Genomic DNA, 18,084 nt, shown 5'->3' on the forward strand with positions numbered 1-18,084 from the left:
GTCTTATTCTTTAGGGGTGCTGGTTGACGGGGTAACACTATTTTCCAATGCAGCCAGCTTCGCTTTCGCCTCGGTTTTGATTTCCTCCAGCGGTGAGTTCTCGATAATTGAATTCAGAGTGGCTTTGGCCTGGAAGGCCTCGTTCTGCGCCACGTACACATCGGCAATGAGCAGGAAGGATTTTCCCAGCCAAAGTTCATAATCACCGAAGGTCTTGCTGAAGTCAAAGGCGTGGTCTAAGGCTTCTTTGAGTTTCTTCTGTTTGAAGTAGATCTCGCTGAGCAGGTAGTGCGCCTCGGCCCCGTTAATGTCGGTGGCCGAAGTGGCTGCGGTAGCGAATTCCTTTTCCGCCTGCTCCAGACGACCCAAGGCATAGCTAGCCTTTCCTCTGTACAGCAAGGCTGAGTTATAGGCGTTAAGAGTGGCGTTGCCCCGGGCAATCAGGTCATCGGCAATGAGAATGGTGTTGTTGTAGTCACTGGTGAAGTAGAAACTCTTCATCAATCCTAACAAAGCACTGGCCTGCTCCTTTTTGTTGGCAGCCAGGTCACGTAATCTGGAGTAGAAATTGGCGGCCTCCGTGTAGTTGCCGTTCTCAAACTCCATATCGGCTACGCGTTGTACGGCTTTGCTCAGGTACTCAGATTTTCCTTCAAGGGCCACTTCTTTGAGGCTGCGCAGGGCACTGGTCGTGTCACCGCTCCGCAGGTAAGAATCACCCAGGAAATAGCGGGCGTTGGGTACTGAGGCACTGGCTGGATAACTCTTCAGGAAACCTTCGAACTTAGGAATCGCCTGCTTGTACTTTTCATTAAAGTAAAGCGACTTAGCCGCTTCAAACTCAACGCTTTCCAAGGCATCACTTTCTGGGTTCGCCGACTTAAACTTGGCCAGGTAAGTATCCAGTTGCTCGGTTTCGTTCGTGGCGCCCAGTGCTTCCTGCAGACTGTACAAGGCACTGTTGGCTACCTCATGGGTTGGGTATTGGTCAATGACCCGTTTGAAATCGGCAATGGCCTCATTCTGGCGCTTGAGGTTTAGGTAGGCTACCCCGCGTTTCTGCAAGGCGTTTGGCACCAAAGTGCTGGAGGAGTAACTGTCCACCAAAGTGGTGAAAGAAGCAATGGCCGGGGCGTAGTTCGAGCTCTCAAAATCAATGATCCCCTTCTGGTACACGGCGTCATCGGCGTAGCGGGACTTTGGATATGACTTGAGCAAAGACTGCAAGCTCTGAATGGCCTGGTCTCTCCGGCCGGTCAGGTTATAGACCACTGCCTTCTGGAAGTACACGTAGTCGGCATCCGGGGTACGGGCGGCCATGGCTTGGTCATAGTAACTCAAAGCCTGGCTGTAGTCCTTGGTCACGTAGTAGCAATCCGCCAGCCGGATCATAGCATCAGCGTAGTTGGGGTTGCCGGCTTTGATGGTGTTATCATTCAAGTAAGCCTTGAAGTGCACCAAGGCTTTGTCGTACTGCTTCTCGTTGTAGTAGGCGTACCCAATTCCGTAACGAGACTTCACGTAAAATTCGGTGCGGCCCGAGTTTACGGTCTGGAACACGGCGCCATAGCTGTTGATGGCTTGCGGCCAGCGCTGCCCGATGGAATAAGCCTCACCCTTCAGGAAGTTACTACCGGCCTCAATCTCTTTGTTGTAAGGAAAGCCCAGTGACTTGTCCAGCATGGCCACGGCCTGCTGAAACAGCTGGTCATTGTAAAGTTTTACGGCCTGGTAATAGGTTACCCGTTGGTAGGTCTCGTTGATGCGGTGACTGCGCTTGGGCAATTTCTCAATGTGCTGGATGGCCTCTAGGTAATTGCTGGAGTTCAGGTAAGCCTCACTGAGGATATCGTCTACCTCGCCACTGAATCTTGAATCTGGATAATCTTTGGTAAAGGAAGCCAGCGAGTTGATCACCTCAGAGTTGTTACCCAGTTCATAGTTGAGCTGCGCGTATTTCACGGTAGCCCCTTCCTTCACATTCTTGTCAATGTTGAGTTTGCGGGCCTGGTCAAAGGCGCCCAGCGCAAATTGCTTGTTGTTGTCTTTGAGGTAACTCAGACCCAGGTGATAAGAGGCGTTCTGCCCCAGGGAGTCGGATTGGAAAGCCACCGCCTTAAGGTTCTGGATAGCGCTTTTGAAGTCATTGTTCTTGTAGTCGGTGATACCCATCTTGTATTGCACCGTCTTGTCAAGGGACTTCTTGCCTTGCGCGTAGCTCTTGAAGTACTTGGAGGCGTTCTTAAAATCATTGCGCTGGAAATACGCGTCGCCAACGAGGACTTCAATCTCTTTGGGGTTCTGCACCGGAGGCGTCATCTGCAGCGATTTCTCCCCGTAGCTGATTACCTCTTGGAAGTTCTTTTCTTTGTAGAGCACCTCGGTGAGCATGTAAGGTACTACCGGGCGGTACGTCTCATCTTTCTCCGCTACCTGCAGGTCCAGCTTGGCTCCAATGTAATCTCCCTCACGGTACGCCAGGTAACCGGCGTAGTAGCTGGAAGCATAGGTATACTTGTGGTTGCCTTTCTTATTGCGGTCAAACAGCTCTTTGGCCTTGGCGTAGTTCTTCTTGGAATAATAGGCGTACCCCAGCTTGAAGTCAGATTCTTTCAGTTGGGCATCGTCCAGGCGGTCGGCCGGGGCCTTCTCCAGGTACTCAATGGCTTTGTCGTAGTTCTTGTTGTCAAAAAAGGTAGTGCCTAGCTCGAAGAAAGCAGTGGCCGCCTTTGGGTGCGCCGGGTACCGGGAGGCGAACTGCAACACTAACTGTTCTGCATCGGGGTGGAACAGGTGCAGGCCGCTCACAGCGTAATAATACTGAGCATCGGCGGTTCTCAGCGGGTCATTGATGAGCCGGATGTACTGGGCGAAGGCCTGCTGGGCTGCCCCGAACTTCTCGCGGTCAAACAATTCTAACCCTTCCTGGAAAAAACGCTCTTCTGAGCGGAATGTCAGGGATTGCTGCGCGTGGGCAACCTGAGTCCCTCCCAGCAAGGCGGTAGCCAGGGCTAACTTGTGCGGTAGTTTCATAGTCAATTAGGCTTTGGGCCGATGCCTGATGGTAAACAGAATCTGCTCTGCTCCGGCGGGCCTGTCCTTCAAAATTAGAAAAATTAGAAAGAAAGAATCCAGCTTATTTTCGCAAACGGCTCTTTCTGGGAACGTTAATATAGTGGTTTTAGCATAAAGGCAGCCTACAAAAATTCCTGTTTCAAAGCGTCTTTTTGTAAATGGGGCCCTAAACGCATTCTAGCTGTAAACCGGCACCTGGTGCATCATTTTAAACACCAATTCCTTGAGAATGGCAGCGTCTGACATGGAGCCACCCTCAATGCCTTTGCTCTGCAAATCTGCCACGTGGATGAACTGGATGATCTGCAGCACGCGCCTGTAAGGGTACACCCTGAGGGCCTGCATATACTCTTTGGCGAGGAATCCGCGGTTACCCAGCTCTTTGGCTACCGTTTGCTCCGTGATCTGCGGCAGCAGGTGCAGGGTCATCAGTTTGGAGAAAAAGGAAAACAGCAGCACCAGGTTGGGGATGAGCGGGTTGTCCTTGGGGTTTGATTCAAAGTAATTGAGGATACGGTTGGCCTTGAGCACATCTTGGCGTACCAAGGCATTCTGCAGTTCAAAAATGTTATATTCCTTGCTGATGCCGATGTTCTCCTGCACCAATCGCTCGTCTATGGTTTGCCCAGGCTTGAGGTTAATGGACAATTTCTCAATTTCATTCGCTAAACGGGAAAGGTCTGACCCGATGAACTCGCCCAGCATCATGACCGCCTGCGGCGAAGCCATGAGGTTCTTGCCCTTGATGAACTGATTTATCCAGCCGGGCACCTGGTTGTCGTAGAGCTTCTTGGTGGTGAGGAACACCGCCTGCTTGCTCAGCAGTTTGCCCAGCCGTTTGCGGCCATCCACGGTTTTGTGCTTGTGGCAAAACACCAGGATGGTAGAGGTGAGCGGATTGGTGAGGTAGGCTTCCAATTGTTTGGCCGCGGGGTCCTTTTCGGGATCAGCTTCCAGGTTGGGCAGGTTCTGCGCCTCCTTCACAATCACCACCTGCCGGTCAGACATCATGGGAAACCGCTTGGCCTGAAGTAGCACGGTGGGCACATCAGTGTCCTTGCCGTACATCACCACCTGGTTGAAGCCTTTCTCCATGTCATTCAGGGCATGCTGCTCAATGTAGTCAGAGATAAGGTCAATGTAGTACGGCTCATCGCCCTGCAGGAAATACACAGGGGCGAACTCACGGTTCTTCAGTTGCTTCAGGATATCGTCTGCGGTAAGCGCCATGGATAGTGGTTCTCTGGGAATTGGAAAGTAACGGAATCCCAAAGTTACCCATTTTTAGTTTTTAGTTGTTAGTTGTTCGTGATTAGTGTGCCTTGTTCAAGTGCCCGGGATTTTCTGTTTTCGGGCACTTTCCTTAAAAAAAGCCATAAATCGCAGAATCAAGAAGTTTACATTCTAAGGGAAAAAATCATCCTTTTCCTCTGGCACCTTGCTCTAAAAACTAATTAGGAACAACAGGCAACTGCCCCCTCCTTTTAAAAGATTCTTATCTTTGGCGCAAGCAAACTAGAAGCACATGAATTTAATTGAAGAACTGCGTTGGCGCGGCATGTTGCAGGACACCATGCCCGGTACTGAAGAACAACTGAACGCAGGCATGACCACCGGCTACATAGGGTTTGACCCTACCGCCTCCTCCCTCCACATAGGTAACTTGGCCACCATTATGCTGTTGGTTCATTTGCAGCGGGCGGGCCACAAACCAATAGCCTTGGTAGGCGGCGCCACCGGCATGATCGGGGACCCATCTGGAAAGAACGCGGAGCGCAACCTGCTCTCAGAAGATGTTCTGCGCGCAAATCAGGAAGGCATCAGAAAACAACTGGAGAAGTTCCTGCAATTTGAGGGCGTAGCCAATTCCGCCGAGATCGTGAACAACTATGACTGGTTCAAGGAGTTCTCTTTCCTGGATTTCCTGCGCAACGTGGGCAAGCACCTTACGGTGAACTACATGATGAAGAAGGAATCTGTGCAGAAGCGCATTACGGCCCAGGAAGGCGAGAACGGCGCCGAGGGTCTCTCCTTCACCGAGTTCTCTTACCAGTTGCTGCAGGGCTACGACTACTATCACCTTTACAAGCATAAGAACGTGCGCCTGCAGATGGGCGGCTCTGACCAGTGGGGGAACATCACCTCGGGTACCGAGCTTATCCGGCGGATGGATGGCGGCAAAGCCTTTGCCCTCACTACTCCCCTGGTGACCAAAGCCGATGGCAGCAAATTCGGTAAGTCTGAGAGCGGAAACGTGTGGCTGGACCCCAACATGACCTCGCCCTACAAGTTCTACCAGTTTTGGCTCAACGTAGCCGATGAAGAAGCCGAGAAACTGGTAAAGCGCTTCACCTTATTGACGCAGGAAGAGATTTCAGCCCTTGTAGCCGAGCATCAGCAGGCACCGCACCTGCGTGTGCTGCAGAAAGCCTTGGCCAAAGAAGTAACCACCACCGTTCACTCCGCAGCAGAGTACGAAAGCGCAGTTGAAGCCTCCCAAATCCTGTTCGGGAAAGGCGATCTGGAGACCCTTCGCGGTTTACCAGAGTCTACCCTGCTGGCCGTGTTTGAAGGCGTGCCCCAGATTGAGGTAGCCAAAGATTCTTTAACCGCTGAAACCCTCTCGGTGGACTTTCTTTCTGAGCTGACCCAGAACCAGATTTTTGAGTCAAAAGGTGAGGCAAAAAAAATGATCCAGAACGGCGGCGTGAGCATCAATCGGCAGAAAGTGGGGAAACCAGACGAGGCACTGAGCCAGGATCTGCTGCAGGGAAAATACCTGGTAGTGCAGAAAGGAAAGAAGAATTACTACCTGGTGAAAACAGTGTAATGACCTAAGTTGGCCTAAAAAGCCTTGTTATTATTTATCTCCTATTTCTGGCCTGTTCTCTTGAAAACGGCCCTGAAATAGGAGATTTCCTTTTTAGGCAAGGGCGTAAAAAAAGGTGGGCTTTTGGACCCACCTTTTTTTATAATATCTTATAACAGAGCAACTTATTATTTTGCAGCGCCTTCGCTGTTTTTCATGTCCTGAACTTCCTTACGGATGTCTTGGGCCATGTTTTTCAGATCTTGCATGCCTTTTCTTACACGGGTACCGGCAGCTGAGTTCTTCTTGTCGTAGAATTTCTCGAAGTCGGCTTCCAGGGAAAGAACCAGATCCTTAAGTTTGGAAAAATTGTTCATTAGAGCTTGTTTAAATGGTTTAACATGTTGTTTAATGGCTCTAATATAGGAATTTTAAAATAAGGTGCAAAAAAATAAGCGTTTGTATTAAATTCTTAAAAAGTCCCTTTCTAGGCAGGAACTGAGGTTTTTGTGTAAAGCCCTTTGTCAAGCTTAGCCGAAATGGCTTCGAAAGCAGAAATGGTTTCTGCCACATCTTCCAGGGTGTGAGCAGCGGTTGGGATAAGGCGCAGCATAATTACATCCTTAGGCACTACCGGGTACACCACAATAGAGCAGAAAATATTATAATTCTCGCGTAAATCAAGGGTAAGCGCAGTAGCGTCAGGAATCTGGCCGTTCAACAACACAGGCGTTACCGGAGACTCGGTGGTACCAATGTTGAAGCCTTTCTCCCGCAGGCCAGACTGCAATGCATTCACAACGGTCCAGAGGTTGTCTTTCAACTCTGGTTTAGTGCGCAGCAACTCCAGGCGCTTCAGGGCACCCACCACCAGGGTCATGGGCAGGGATTTGGCATAAGTCTGGGAACGCATGTTATAGCGGAGATATTCAATTACCTGCTCATTGCTAGCCACGAACGCGCCAATGCTAGCCATTGATTTGGCAAACGTAGAGAAGTAAACATCAATCCCGTCCTGCACGCCTAGGTGCTCACCGGTACCGGCCCCGGTTTTACCCATAGTCCCGAAACCGTGGGCATCATCAATAAACAGTCTGAAGCTGTATTTCTCTTTCAGGGCTACTACTTCGCGCAGCTTGCCCAGATTTCCGCTCATGCCAAATACGCCTTCGGTGATTACCAGGATACCACCGCCGGTCTCGTTGGTTAAACGAGTGGCACGCTGCAGCTGCTTCTCAAGGCTTTCCATGTTGTTGTGCTGGTACACAAAGCGCTTGCCCTGGTGCAGACGCACTCCGTCAATAATACAGGCATGGGACTCCGCGTCATACACAATCACATCATGACGGTCAACCAGGGCATCAATGATAGACACCACTCCCTGGTACCCGAAGTTCAAGAGGAAAGCATCTTCTTTCTGTACAAACTCGGCCAGCTCGCTTTCCAGACGCTCGTGGTTATTGGAGTTACCAGACATGATGCGGGCACCCATTGGTAAAGCCATTCCAAACTCAGCGGCGGCGTCAGCATCGGCTTTACGTACTTCAGGGTGGTTGGCCAAGCCCAGATAGTTGTTCAAGCTCCAGGTAAGCACCTGTTTTCCCCTAAAGGTCATGCGCGGCGCGATTTCGCCCTCAAGTTTAGGGAACGTAAAATATCCGTGCGCATAGTGAGAATGGCTGCCAAGCGGTCCGCGGTTGGCTAATAACTTTTCAAATAGATCCACTTTAGATAATGTTATGGCGGTTAATGATGTGAAGGCCGTGAAACTTCCTTCTTAAATCAATAAGTATAAACCTAAAAGGTAGGCAAATTTACATTGAATGTAAACAATTACAAAGTCAGTGCCAGAATGCCAGAGTAAAAACGCCTTTTAACTTTGCCCGGAATGAACTTTCTTTGAAGAACGAACCCAACTCTACTTGCCTACATGAAGAAAATTGAAAAGCTGCTGGTGGCCAACCGCGGAGAAATAGCCTTGAGAGTGATGCGCTCTGCCCGCGAGATGGGCATTAAAACCGTGGCCATTTATTCTGAGGCCGACCGCCAGGCCCTGCACGTGCGCTTCGCGGATGAGGCTGTCTGCGTGGGTCCGCCCGCCTCCAGCGCTTCCTACCTGCGGGCCGATGTGATCATAGACGTTTGCAAGCGCTTGGGCGTAGACGCCATCCACCCGGGCTACGGCTTCCTTTCTGAGAACGCCACCTTCGCGCAGCAGGTCCAGGATGCCGGAATCACCTTCATCGGGCCCTCTCCCGAATCCATTGAACTCATGGGCAGCAAGCTAGCCGCCAAAGCCGCCGTGGCCCATTACAACATCCCCATGGTGCCCGGCACCGAGTATGCCATCACTGATATAGAGGAAGCGAAGCAGATTGCCACTAACATAGGGTTTCCTATCCTGATCAAAGCCAGTGCCGGAGGGGGCGGAAAAGGCATGCGCGTGGTAGAAAGCGTTTCTGACTTTGAGCAGCAGATGCAACTGGCGGTGAGCGAAGCCACCTCAGCCTTCGGAAATGGAGCGGTCTTTATAGAAAAGTACATCGGGTCGCCGCGCCATATTGAAATTCAGGTCCTAGGCGATACCCACGGTAATATTGTGCACCTGTTTGAGCGCGAGTGTTCCATTCAGCGCCGTCACCAGAAAGTAATTGAGGAAGCACCTTCATCGGTTCTCACCCCAGAGCTGCGGTCCGCCATGGGCCGTTGCGCCGTGGACGTAGCCAAGGCCTGTGATTACGTAGGCGCCGGCACGGTAGAATTCCTGCTGGACGAGCACAAGAACTTCTTCTTCCTGGAGATGAACACCCGTTTGCAGGTAGAGCACCCCGTTACTGAGCAGATCACCGGATTGGATCTGGTGAAGGAGCAGATCAAGATTGCCCAAGGCACCCCCCTTCCCTTTTCCCAGGAGGACCTTACCATCACTGGCCATGCCATGGAACTACGTGTATACGCCGAAGATCCGGCCAACAACTTCCTGCCGGATATTGGGACCCTTACCACCTACAAACGCCCTCAAGGCCTTGGCGTGCGGGTAGACGATGGGTTTGAGGAAGGGATGGAAATTCCTATCTACTATGACCCCATGATCGCTAAGCTGGTCACCTTTGGGAAGGACCGCCAGGAAGCCATTGAAAAAATGATCCGGGCCATAGATGAATACCAGATCACCGGCATTGAAACCACCTTGCCCTTCGGGCGATTTGTGATGGAACACGAGGCATTCCGGTCCGGAGACTTTGACACCAAATTTATTGAGCGATACTTCCAGGATCCCTCGGTCCTCAAACCAGCTCCTTCCCAAGAGGAAGCTGAAATAGCCGCCGTATTGGCCGCCCTTTTCGCAGGACAAACCAAAAAAGCGAATACTTCAGGTATTTCAACCTCAACCTCAAACAACGGAACCATGTCTGACTGGCGGAAGAACCGCTTGAAGTAGCCTAAGTTAATGCAAAGCCCTGCGCTTTAAGCCTTTTTTAACAAAAATAGGCTTAAAGCGCAGGGCTTTGCAATTGTGGTTAAAGAAAAGATGTACGAGAGTTGTGCGTTGAGTTAGCGGGTGCGCTCTACGCACTAATGAACAGCCAATCTCCTGATTGGCGAAATAGGAAAGCAATTGGCACAGACGCTCGCAAGTAATCCAAACGCTACGAGGCCTTTGAAGCAAGCGGTATTGCGAATGGTAAAGACTTTAAATCCGGGTTAAAACAAGAAAACAAACTTGTAAAACCAAGGGGCCCCTTTTAAGCACGTTTTTAGGAAAACAGGCTTAAAAGGGGGCCCTTGGTTTTACAAACTATCTGGTTTAAATTAAATCAAAGAGGTTCTTTACTCCTATGAACCGCTCCCGGGTGAAACCTTCGCCGTAGGTTACCCCGATGGCATGGCCTAACTCCAAGGCGCGGGCTTCTATGAAGCGCAGGAACTCAGGAGAGGAAATGTAGGTGGCAGGTTCGTCGTTGTTGGGGCTGTCCTGGGTGAAGAACTGGGTTTTAAAAGCCCTGATAGCCTCTACCTTCTTCTCCCAGTACGGCGTAATGTCCACCACCAGATCAGGCGAGATGAACCGGTCCTGAATGTAGTGGTAGACGGCTTTGGGGCGCCAGGCCTGCTGCTCTGTTCCGTTCTCGTCCTGTGTTTTGATCTGCCGGAGACCGGAATAGAAACAAGCTTCAGAGACCAAATGACTGCCACGGCCATGGTCTGGGTGGCGGTCATGGATAGCATTCATGAGCACAATCTCGGGCTGGTATTTCCTTACTGCCTGAATCACTTTGCGCTGGTGTTCCTCATCGTTCCGGAAAAAACCATCGGCTAAACCCAGGTTCTCGCGGGCATCCAGGTTCAGGATTCTGGCCGAATCAGCAGCCTCCTGGGCGCGGATCTCGGGGGTTCCCCGGGTGCCCAGTTCTCCGCGGGTAAGGTCCACCACTCCTACTTTCTTGCCCTGGGCTTTATGGGCCAGCAGGGTTCCAACGCAACCTAGTTCGGCATCGTCTGGGTGGGAGGCAAATGCCAGTATGTCAAGCTTCATGTAATATCTTATTTGATGCGGAGATTACGGCCCGGCCGAAGGGTTGTTCTGCTGCTGATGTGGTTGAGGCGCGTAATCTGCGATACGGAAACCCCGTATTTACGGGCAATGGTACCCAGCACCTCACCGCTTCTCACTTTGTGGTACACCACTTTTCTGGCCCGGCTTGCCCCGTAAGAAGATTTCTTTTTCGCGCGGTTATAGTAGTTGAAGAGTGCTGAGGTCACCTTGAAGTTCTCGCCTTTCAAGAGGTACTCAGGAAAATCATACATCTCTTCGGGGTCAATGGGGTTTCCTTCGTAGCGAACCTCGTAATGCAGGTGCGGTCCCGAGCTGCGTCCGGTGCTTCCGCCCCAGCCTATTAACTGCCCTGCTTTCACGTACTGCCCTACCTTGGCGATGGGTTTGCTCAAGTGCCCATATACCGTCTCCAGCCCGTTTACGTGCCGTACCACCAGGTAATTCCCGTAGCCACCGCCGTCCCATTTAGAGATGCGAACCACCCCGTCAAAAGCCGTCTTCACCGAGTCGCCGGTATCCAGGTCCAGGTCAGTGCCGTAATGCCAGCGATAGCCCCTGAACCCGAAATCAGATGTCACCGGGGTTTTCACCAGCGGCATTTTGTACGGGTGCTTCTTGTTATAAAGGGTAAGCGCGATGGTGTCCTGAATCTGGCGGCCGTCTTTGCGGTAAGGGTTCAGGTTGTGGGTGTCCCAAATAGCGTAATAGGCCGCAATTTTCACCCAGGCACTATCATCCATCTGGATCTGCTCAGACATCTCCACAATGCTCTGTTCGCCCAGGTTCAAGGAACTGGTGTCTTCGCTGACGATGGAAAGTTTCTTAACCGGATTGAATTCTGACCGGTTGGGTTTGTCCTTGTCCTGCTGGGTCTCCTGCTTCACCTCCACCTGCGTATCAGGTTTCACGGGTTTGATCCGGGGAGACTTCCTCCTGAACAAGTCTTTATTGGTTCTTTTCCTCTGCGCCTCGGCCACATGTCCGGTAAGGACAAAGCCCGTCAGCAGCAGAAGTAAAAGTAGCTTCCTTATAAACATTTAATCCTATTAATCACCAGAGCTGAACTTTCTCAGGTCCGGCTTTAAAACTGAACAAGCCCCTATTTTATTGCTTTGGCAACACATAGCGGCTTGTTCTCCTTTATTTAATATTCCTCTAAAGAGGCCAAATATCGTTCGGCGTCCAGGGCGGCCATACATCCGGTGCCGGCGGCGGTAACCGCCTGGCGGTACACGTTGTCCTGCACATCGCCGCAGGCAAACACTCCGTCAATGTTGGTCTTCGATGTGCCCGGAATGGTCTTAAGGTAACCGCTCTCATCATGTTCCAGGTAAGGCTGGAAGATTTTAGAGTTGGGCTCATGCCCGATGGCCACAAAGAAGCCGCTCACCTTCAGTTCCGTGATCTCACCGGTCACCGTGTTTTTAAGGCGAGCACCCTCTACCGCATGTTCCCCAAGGATTTCCTCGGTCACGCTGTTCCAGATGATCTCAATATTAGGTGTGTGTTTCACCCGGTTCTGCATGATGATAGAAGCTTTCATCTCATCGCGGCGCACAATCATGTACACCTTGGAGCAGAGGTTTGAAAGGTAATGGGCTTCCTCGCAGGCGGTATCTCCAGCACCTACAATGGCCACTTCCTGCCCCCGGTAAAAGAACCCGTCACAAACCGCGCAGGCAGAAACACCGCTGCCGTTCAGCCTTGACTCAGACTCCAGGCCTAGCCACTTGGCCGAGGCACCTGTGGCGATGATCACGGTGTCTGCCTCTATTTCTTTCTGATCGTCAATGGTCACTTTGTGGGGCTTTCCGGAGAAATCAACGGAAGTAGCGATGCCATAGCGGATATCGGCCCCGAAGCGGGCAGCCTGCTGACGGAAGTCTTCCATCATTTGTGGGCCGTTGATGCCCTCTGGGTAACCAGGGTAATTTTCTACGTCGTTGGTAATGGTCAACTGACCACCAGGTTGCAAGCCCTGGTACATAACCGGTTTAAGACCGGCCCGTGAGGCGTAAATGGCGGCGGTATATCCGGCAGGGCCGGAACCTATTATCAGACACTTTACGCGCTCCTTTTGGTTTTCCATATCAGGTAATAATTTGGGAGTGCAATATTACGAATTATTTTAAAGACACCGGCAGATGAGCCGGTACCCTCTAAGGCCAACAAGGAAGTGATTCGGCGTAAATATTTCATTATCAAGGCTAAAACACATTTCATTTGCCATTGGGGCCTTTAGAATAGAACAAATTGTAGGCAATAACAATTCTTGCCTGTAAAAACATTCTTTAGACAGGTAGCTTAGCCCAAGGTTTAACCCACGCGGTTTAGATGTACTTTTTATAAAACAGGCGTAAAACTGCAATGTTGTAATCCTACAGACTATAAAAGCAAAAAGCCTTGGTCCGGTGAGAACCAAGGCTTTGGAGATGTTTTCACTAAACTATCCCAGGTAAGGCTTAAGAGCCTTGCTGCGGGATGTGTGACGTAAACGACGGATGGCTTTCTCTTTAATCTGACGCACACGCTCGCGAGTCAGGTTGAATTTCTCACCAATCTCTTCCAATGTAAGGGAGTGCTCACCATTCAACCCGAAGTAAAGCGTAATAACATCTGCTTCACGTTTGGTCAAGGTCGAAAGGGCACGCTGTACCTCTTTACGAAGGGAGTCGTTCATAAGGCCGGTATCTGGAGACTCTTCGTCTTCGTTTTCCAGCACGTCCAATAAACGGTTTTCCTCGCCTTGCACGAAAGGGGCATCCACGGACACGTGGCGACCGGAGATTTTTAAGGTGTCCACTACCTCAGCGGTAGTCAATTCCAGTACTTCGGCAATTTCTTCCGGAGACGGCTCACGCTCAAACTTCTGCTCCAGTTCTGAGAAAGACTTGGAGATTTTGTTCAAAGAACCAACACGGTTCAAAGGAAGACGCACAATTCTTGACTGCTCAGCCAAAGCCTGCAGAATAGACTGACGGATCCACCAAACGGCGTAGGAGATGAATTTGAAACCACGGGTTTCGTCAAAACGCTTTGCTGCTTTGATCAAGCCTAAGTTGCCTTCGTTGATCAAGTCACCCAGGGAAAGCCCCTGGTTCTGGTATTGCTTTGCCACCGACACCACGAAGCGAAGGTTGGCCTTGGTTAATTTCTCGAGGGCGAACTGGTCGCCTTCTCTGATGCGCTGCGCAAGCGTTACCTCCTCGTCTGGGGTGAGCAAGTCCACCTTACCAATCTCCTGCAGGTACTTGTCTAGGGATTGGCTTTCGCGGTTGGTAATCTGCTTGCTTATTTTCAGCTGTCTCATTGGAGTGTATTTCTATCTGTGTAAATCTCTGTATTGGTTGGCTGCTGGGATAACACCTCCCTAGGCTCCAAAAGTTCTCTTAAATCCAAAACACCTGCTAACTCTCCTATTTTAAAGCCGATTTAAATAAATCAGCCCTAAAACCCGGCCCTGCATGTCCAATTTTTGAACGTGCAGAACCGGGTTGTAAGATGCTAGTGCTTAGGCTTTTTTAGGAGCAGACTCCTGGCGCTCAGGCTTGGGCAACAAGGCTTTGCGAGAAAGTTTGAATTTGCCGGTCTTAGGATCGATGTCAACCAGTTTCACCTGGATTTCCTCGCCTAATTCCAACACACCTTCCATGCTTTCCAGACGCTCCCACTTCACCTCAGAGATGTGCAGCAGACCGTCTTTGCCTGGCATGAACTCCACAAACGCGCCGTATGGCTGGATAGATTTCACTTTACCGGTGTAGGTGTCACCCACTTCCGGAACGGCAACAATGGCTTTGATTTTAGAGACTGCCAATTGCATGGCCTCCTGGTTCGTGGCGAACACGTTCACGTAGCCTTTGTCGTTTTTCTCTTCAATCTGGATAACCGCACCTGAATCGCGCTGGATCTGCTGGATTACTTTACCACCCGGTCCAATGATAGCCCCGATGAATTCTTTATCAATAATAATATTGGTAGAACGTGGTGTATGTGGTTTGAAGTCGGCGTTAGGCTGCGCGATGGTTTTGTTCATCTCGCCCAAGATATGCAGACGACCGTTTCTGGCTTGTGCCAAGGCCTGGCCAAGGATCTCAAATGAAAGACCTTTCACTTTGATGTCCATCTGGCAAGCAGTGATACCTTTGGCAGTTCCGGTCACTTTGAAGTCCATGTCACCCAAGTGATCTTCGTCACCCAGGATGTCAGAAAGAACCGCGAAGTTGCCAGACTCCTCGTCCATGATCAAGCCCATGGCAATACCTGAAACCGGGGCAGAGATCTGGATACCGGCATCCATCAACGCTAAAGTACCGGCGCAAACAGTAGCCATAGAAGAAGAACCGTTTGACTCCAATATATCAGACACGATACGGATGGTGTATGGGTTTTCGTCTTCCGGTGGCAATACCTTTTTCAAGGAACGCATGGCCAGGTTTCCATGACCTACCTCGCGACGGCCAGTACCACGCATTGGTTTGGCCTCACCGGTAGAGAACGGCGGGAAGTTATAGTGCAACATGAATTTGTTGTAGCCAGAGAACATGGCTCCATCAATCATCTGCTCATCCAATTTAGTACCTAAGGTAACGGTGGTCAAAGACTGGGTTTCACCACGGGTGAAGATAGCAGAACCGTGCGCAGATGGCAGGTAATTTACCTCTGACCAGATAGGACGGATTTCCTCCAGAGAACGGCCATCCAAACGACGGCGCTCTTTCAAAACGGCGTCACGCACCGCTTCTTTCTCAGCATCATGGAAATATTTGCTGATCAAAGCAGGGTCATAAGTATGGTCTTCTGGCAATCCAGCAACAAACTCCTCTTTGATGGCTTTGAACGCTTCTTTGCGTTGGGCTTTCACATTGTTTCCAGCGGCGGCAACAGCGTACGCTTTGTCGTAAGCAGCTTTGAAGATCAGTTCTTTTAGTTCTTCGTCATTGGTTTCGTGGCTGTATTCGCGCTTGGTGGTATTACCAACTTCCTGGGCCAGTTCTACCTGAGCCTGAACTTGAATCTTGATGGCGTCATGCGCTACTCTGATGGCTTCCAGCATGTCTTCTTCAGACACCTCGCTCATCTCACCTTCCACCATGGCTACGCTGTCAGCAGATCCACCTACAATCAGGTCAATATCGGCGCGCTTCAGGTCAGAAAGCAAAGGGTTAATTTGGTATTCACCGTCAATGCGGGCCACGCGCACTTCAGAGATTGGTCCATTGAAAGGGATATCTGAAACGGAAATAGCGGCAGAAGCGGCCAAAGCAGCCAGAGCATCTGGCAACACCTCAGAATCAGCAGAGATCAGGTTGATGATCACCTGGGTCTCGGAATGATAATCGTCTGGGAACATAGGCCGCAGGATACGGTCTACCAAACGGCTGATCAATACTTCATAGTCAGAAAGACGGGCTTCTCTTTTAAGGAAACCACCGGGGATTTTACCGGAAGAAGCGAATTTCTCCTGGTAATCTACAGACAGAGGAAGGAAATCAACTCCTTCCCGGGCACCAACATTAGATACCACTGTTGCCAGTAGCATAGCATTTCCGCATCTTACCACAACAGAACCGTCTGCCTGTTTGGCAAGCTTACCAGTCTCAATAGTTATGTCACGGCCATTGGCCATGCGGATAGTTTTATTTATAGCGTTATATGACATCGGTCTTGATATAAATGCAATCAAAGTAAAATGCACCCACAGGCAGACAGCCCAGGGCGCTAAGAGCAAGAAGGGAAAGCAGAGGCAATAAAAAAGATTAGGGAATCCTTATTAATGAATTCCCTAATCTTTCTATGTGGATTATTTACGAATGCCTAATTCAGCGATAATAGCGCGGTAGCGCGTAATGTCGGTTTTAGTGAGGTAATTCAGTAATCTTCTTCTCTTACCAACCAGTTTCAAAAGACCCAAACGAGTGGAGAAGTCTTTTTTGTTCGACTTAAGGTGTTCTGTCAGGTGATTAATCCGGGCAGTAAACAAGGCGATTTGTGATTCAGCAGAACCGGTATCGGTGGCTGACTTTGAAAAACCGCTGGTTTGGAAGATTTCTTTTTTCGCTTCGGTAGTTAATTTCATTGCGTGTAACTGTACTTTTCTTTTTATCGCAGTTCAGATTATAAGGCGCAAAGTTAGTAAACAAACCCTTATATTCAAATATTTCATTGTAATAAAGAGCGGTTATTTCTTTTACTGCGCGCTGTTGGGCCTAAATCTGGCAGTTAGCTTGCGCCAGAAATCAAATTCCAACAGGTTAGAGTCGTTGCGGGCCTGATAGAGGAAAAAGAGCCCGATGGGCAACAAGATTAGATTTGCGGCCCACATTCCCACCATTACCGGCCAAACACCTTCTCGTCCCCACTTCTCCCCCAAAATACTAAGTACGTAATACACAATAAAAAAGGCGATGGAAATGATCACCGGCATGCCTAATCCACCCTTCCGGATAATGGCCCCCAGTGGTGCCCCTATGAGGAACATAATAAAACAGGCGAAGGCCTGGGTGAATTTGCGGTAAATCTCAATCTCGTAGTTGTTGCGCTCCCGCTGGATGGTGGTGAGCCTGGAGGCGTACGAGCTGGTGAAGCTTTTCACGTTACGGGCCGAGTTGGCCGCCGTCTGCACATCCTGCAGCGTAATCTTGGGTGAGAGTCTTTTGGGGTCTACCTTGATCTTGAGCGTATCGGTGGATTTTACCGTGCTGAAGTGCGAGTAAAAAGGCCTGACGTTGGGTTCTAACAGGGTGGTTTCTTTGGTAATCTGTTTCTGCAGTGAGTCTGTTACCTGGGTAAGCTGGTTGATGTTCTTCATCATCTTGTTATCCGCGAACCACTGTGCGTTGCTCCTGATCATCTGGAAGGAGGCCAGGTTTACCACAATCTTGTTCTTGGTGAAAGCCTGCCGCAGATAGCCCGTGCTCTGGCTAAACCCGGTAGAACTACTAGGGCGCTCCTCCGCGAAGGTTTTGCCATGGAACATTTCCAGCACCAGATATTGGTCATTGAACTGGGTGTACATTTTGCCTGAATCGGCGAGCATGACCACAGCATTCCCTTGCCCGTTGGAGTGGTCATAGATCATGATGTCTTTGAGAGTCTGACCATCCTCAAACTTCTTCCCTACCCTGATGCTGCGGTTAGGCAGCCCGTTGTAGAAAGAGCCTTCTTTGAGGTCAAGGGATGGTTTTTTCTGCCGGATGTCCCACATAAGGCTATATGCCTTAAGGTTAGCCTTGGGCACGATGGTGTTGTGGAAGAAAAAGGCGGCAATGGTGAGCAGCACCGCAAACAGGAAAACCGGCCGAAGAGTCCGGACCAAAGAGATTCCTGAGGTTTTAATGGCCGTTAATTCATGGTGCTCGCCCAAATTCCCGAAGGTCATAAGGGACGAAAGCAGAATGGCCAACGGAAAAGCCATGGGCGCCAGGTTAAGGCTGAAGTAAAACAACAGCTCTGAAATCACGGCTACCCCTAAATCCTTCCCGATGAGGTCATCCAGGTATTTGAGGATTACCTGCAACAACAGAATGAACTCTACAACGGCAAAGGTGAGAACAAAAGGCCCTATAAAGGACTTAAGAATAAGCTTATCTAATTTTTTCATGTAGTGTTACCGCTTCCTTCAGCACAGGCCGTGGGTTTT

Annotated in this window: 13 protein-coding genes; 2 read left to right on the plus strand and 11 right to left on the minus strand. The window is 50.3% G+C overall.

Annotated features, from left to right (window positions below):
- Positions 1-3 precede the first annotated feature (3 nt).
- Positions 4-3,033 carry a tetratricopeptide repeat protein gene (locus J3P35_RS12720; protein ID WP_210464967.1) on the minus strand — a complete coding sequence of 1,010 codons (3,030 nt, stop codon included), beginning with the start codon at positions 3,031-3,033 and terminating at the stop codon, positions 4-6.
- 219 nt (positions 3,034-3,252) lie between these two features.
- Complete coding sequence (gene holA / locus J3P35_RS12725) at positions 3,253-4,305, minus strand: DNA polymerase III subunit delta (RefSeq protein ID WP_210464968.1); 1,053 nt, start codon at positions 4,303-4,305, stop codon at positions 3,253-3,255.
- A gap of 295 nt (positions 4,306-4,600) precedes the next feature.
- Between holA and tyrS the strand changes: the two genes are divergently transcribed.
- On the plus strand, positions 4,601-5,905 hold the full coding sequence (gene tyrS / locus J3P35_RS12730; RefSeq protein WP_210464969.1) for a tyrosine--tRNA ligase: 1,305 nt from the start codon (positions 4,601-4,603) through the stop codon (positions 5,903-5,905).
- Positions 5,906-6,072: 167 nt separating this feature from the next.
- Here the strand turns inward: tyrS and J3P35_RS12735 are convergent, their stop codons facing one another.
- Together J3P35_RS12735 and J3P35_RS12740 are read right to left on the minus strand one after the other, a co-directional pair.
- Complete coding sequence (locus J3P35_RS12735) at positions 6,073-6,261, minus strand: histone H1 (RefSeq protein ID WP_210464970.1); 189 nt, start codon at positions 6,259-6,261, stop codon at positions 6,073-6,075.
- Between the two features lie 110 nt (positions 6,262-6,371).
- Positions 6,372-7,610, minus strand: a complete 1,239-nt coding sequence (locus J3P35_RS12740) for an aminotransferase class I/II-fold pyridoxal phosphate-dependent enzyme (RefSeq protein ID WP_210464971.1) — start codon at positions 7,608-7,610, stop codon at positions 6,372-6,374.
- 204 nt (positions 7,611-7,814) lie between these two features.
- On the opposite strand from J3P35_RS12740, the gene accC reads away from it, so the two are divergent.
- Positions 7,815-9,326 (plus strand): acetyl-CoA carboxylase biotin carboxylase subunit, encoded by a 1,512-nt coding sequence (gene accC, locus J3P35_RS12745; RefSeq protein WP_210464972.1) that lies wholly within the window; start codon positions 7,815-7,817, stop codon positions 9,324-9,326.
- 366 nt (positions 9,327-9,692) lie between these two features.
- Here accC and bshB1 read toward each other — a convergent pair whose 3' ends face one another.
- From bshB1 to J3P35_RS12780, 7 genes are all read right to left on the minus strand, one after another.
- Positions 9,693-10,421, minus strand: a complete 729-nt coding sequence (bshB1, locus tag J3P35_RS12750; protein ID WP_210464973.1) for a bacillithiol biosynthesis deacetylase BshB1 — start codon at positions 10,419-10,421, stop codon at positions 9,693-9,695.
- A gap of 8 nt (positions 10,422-10,429) precedes the next feature.
- The gene (locus J3P35_RS12755; protein ID WP_317195379.1) at positions 10,430-11,350 is read right to left on the minus strand and encodes a M23 family metallopeptidase; all 921 of its coding nucleotides are present in this window, start codon (positions 11,348-11,350) and stop codon (positions 10,430-10,432) included.
- Positions 11,351-11,586: 236 nt separating this feature from the next.
- Complete coding sequence (gene trxB / locus J3P35_RS12760; RefSeq protein WP_210464974.1) at positions 11,587-12,531, minus strand: thioredoxin-disulfide reductase; 945 nt, start codon at positions 12,529-12,531, stop codon at positions 11,587-11,589.
- A gap of 357 nt (positions 12,532-12,888) precedes the next feature.
- Complete coding sequence (locus tag J3P35_RS12765) at positions 12,889-13,752, minus strand: sigma-70 family RNA polymerase sigma factor (protein WP_048920485.1); 864 nt, start codon at positions 13,750-13,752, stop codon at positions 12,889-12,891.
- A gap of 201 nt (positions 13,753-13,953) precedes the next feature.
- Positions 13,954-16,104 (minus strand): polyribonucleotide nucleotidyltransferase, encoded by a 2,151-nt coding sequence (gene pnp, locus J3P35_RS12770; protein ID WP_210464975.1) that lies wholly within the window; start codon positions 16,102-16,104, stop codon positions 13,954-13,956.
- A gap of 141 nt (positions 16,105-16,245) precedes the next feature.
- Complete coding sequence (gene rpsO, locus J3P35_RS12775; protein ID WP_062545232.1) at positions 16,246-16,521, minus strand: 30S ribosomal protein S15; 276 nt, start codon at positions 16,519-16,521, stop codon at positions 16,246-16,248.
- Between the two features lie 111 nt (positions 16,522-16,632).
- Complete coding sequence (locus tag J3P35_RS12780) at positions 16,633-18,045, minus strand: LptF/LptG family permease (protein ID WP_210464976.1); 1,413 nt, start codon at positions 18,043-18,045, stop codon at positions 16,633-16,635.
- Positions 18,046-18,084 lie beyond the last annotated feature (39 nt).

Origin of the sequence: Rufibacter roseolus (assembly GCF_017916365.1) — a bacterium.
GTDB lineage: Bacteria > Bacteroidota > Bacteroidia > Cytophagales > Hymenobacteraceae > Nibribacter > Nibribacter roseolus.

What these genes read in the sequence shown, in the direction of transcription:
- tyrS (WP_210464969.1), top strand. Translation starts at nt 4,601, where the DNA reads ATGAATTTAATTGAAGAACTGCGTTGGCGCGGCATGTTGCAGGACACC.
- trxB (WP_210464974.1), bottom strand. Translation starts at nt 12,531, where the DNA reads ATGGAAAACCAAAAGGAGCGCGTAAAGTGTCTGATAATAGGTTCCGGC.
- accC (WP_210464972.1), top strand. Translation starts at nt 7,815, where the DNA reads ATGAAGAAAATTGAAAAGCTGCTGGTGGCCAACCGCGGAGAAATAGCC.
- J3P35_RS12765 (WP_048920485.1), bottom strand. Translation starts at nt 13,752, where the DNA reads ATGAGACAGCTGAAAATAAGCAAGCAGATTACCAACCGCGAAAGCCAA.
- rpsO (WP_062545232.1), bottom strand. Translation starts at nt 16,521, where the DNA reads ATGAAATTAACTACCGAAGCGAAAAAAGAAATCTTCCAAACCAGCGGT.
- pnp (WP_210464975.1), bottom strand. Translation starts at nt 16,104, where the DNA reads ATGTCATATAACGCTATAAATAAAACTATCCGCATGGCCAATGGCCGT.
- J3P35_RS12735 (WP_210464970.1), bottom strand. Translation starts at nt 6,261, where the DNA reads ATGAACAATTTTTCCAAACTTAAGGATCTGGTTCTTTCCCTGGAAGCC.
- holA (WP_210464968.1), bottom strand. Translation starts at nt 4,305, where the DNA reads ATGGCGCTTACCGCAGACGATATCCTGAAGCAACTGAAGAACCGTGAG.
- J3P35_RS12780 (WP_210464976.1), bottom strand. Translation starts at nt 18,045, where the DNA reads ATGAAAAAATTAGATAAGCTTATTCTTAAGTCCTTTATAGGGCCTTTT.
- J3P35_RS12720 (WP_210464967.1), bottom strand. Translation starts at nt 3,033, where the DNA reads ATGAAACTACCGCACAAGTTAGCCCTGGCTACCGCCTTGCTGGGAGGG.
- bshB1 (WP_210464973.1), bottom strand. Translation starts at nt 10,421, where the DNA reads ATGAAGCTTGACATACTGGCATTTGCCTCCCACCCAGACGATGCCGAA.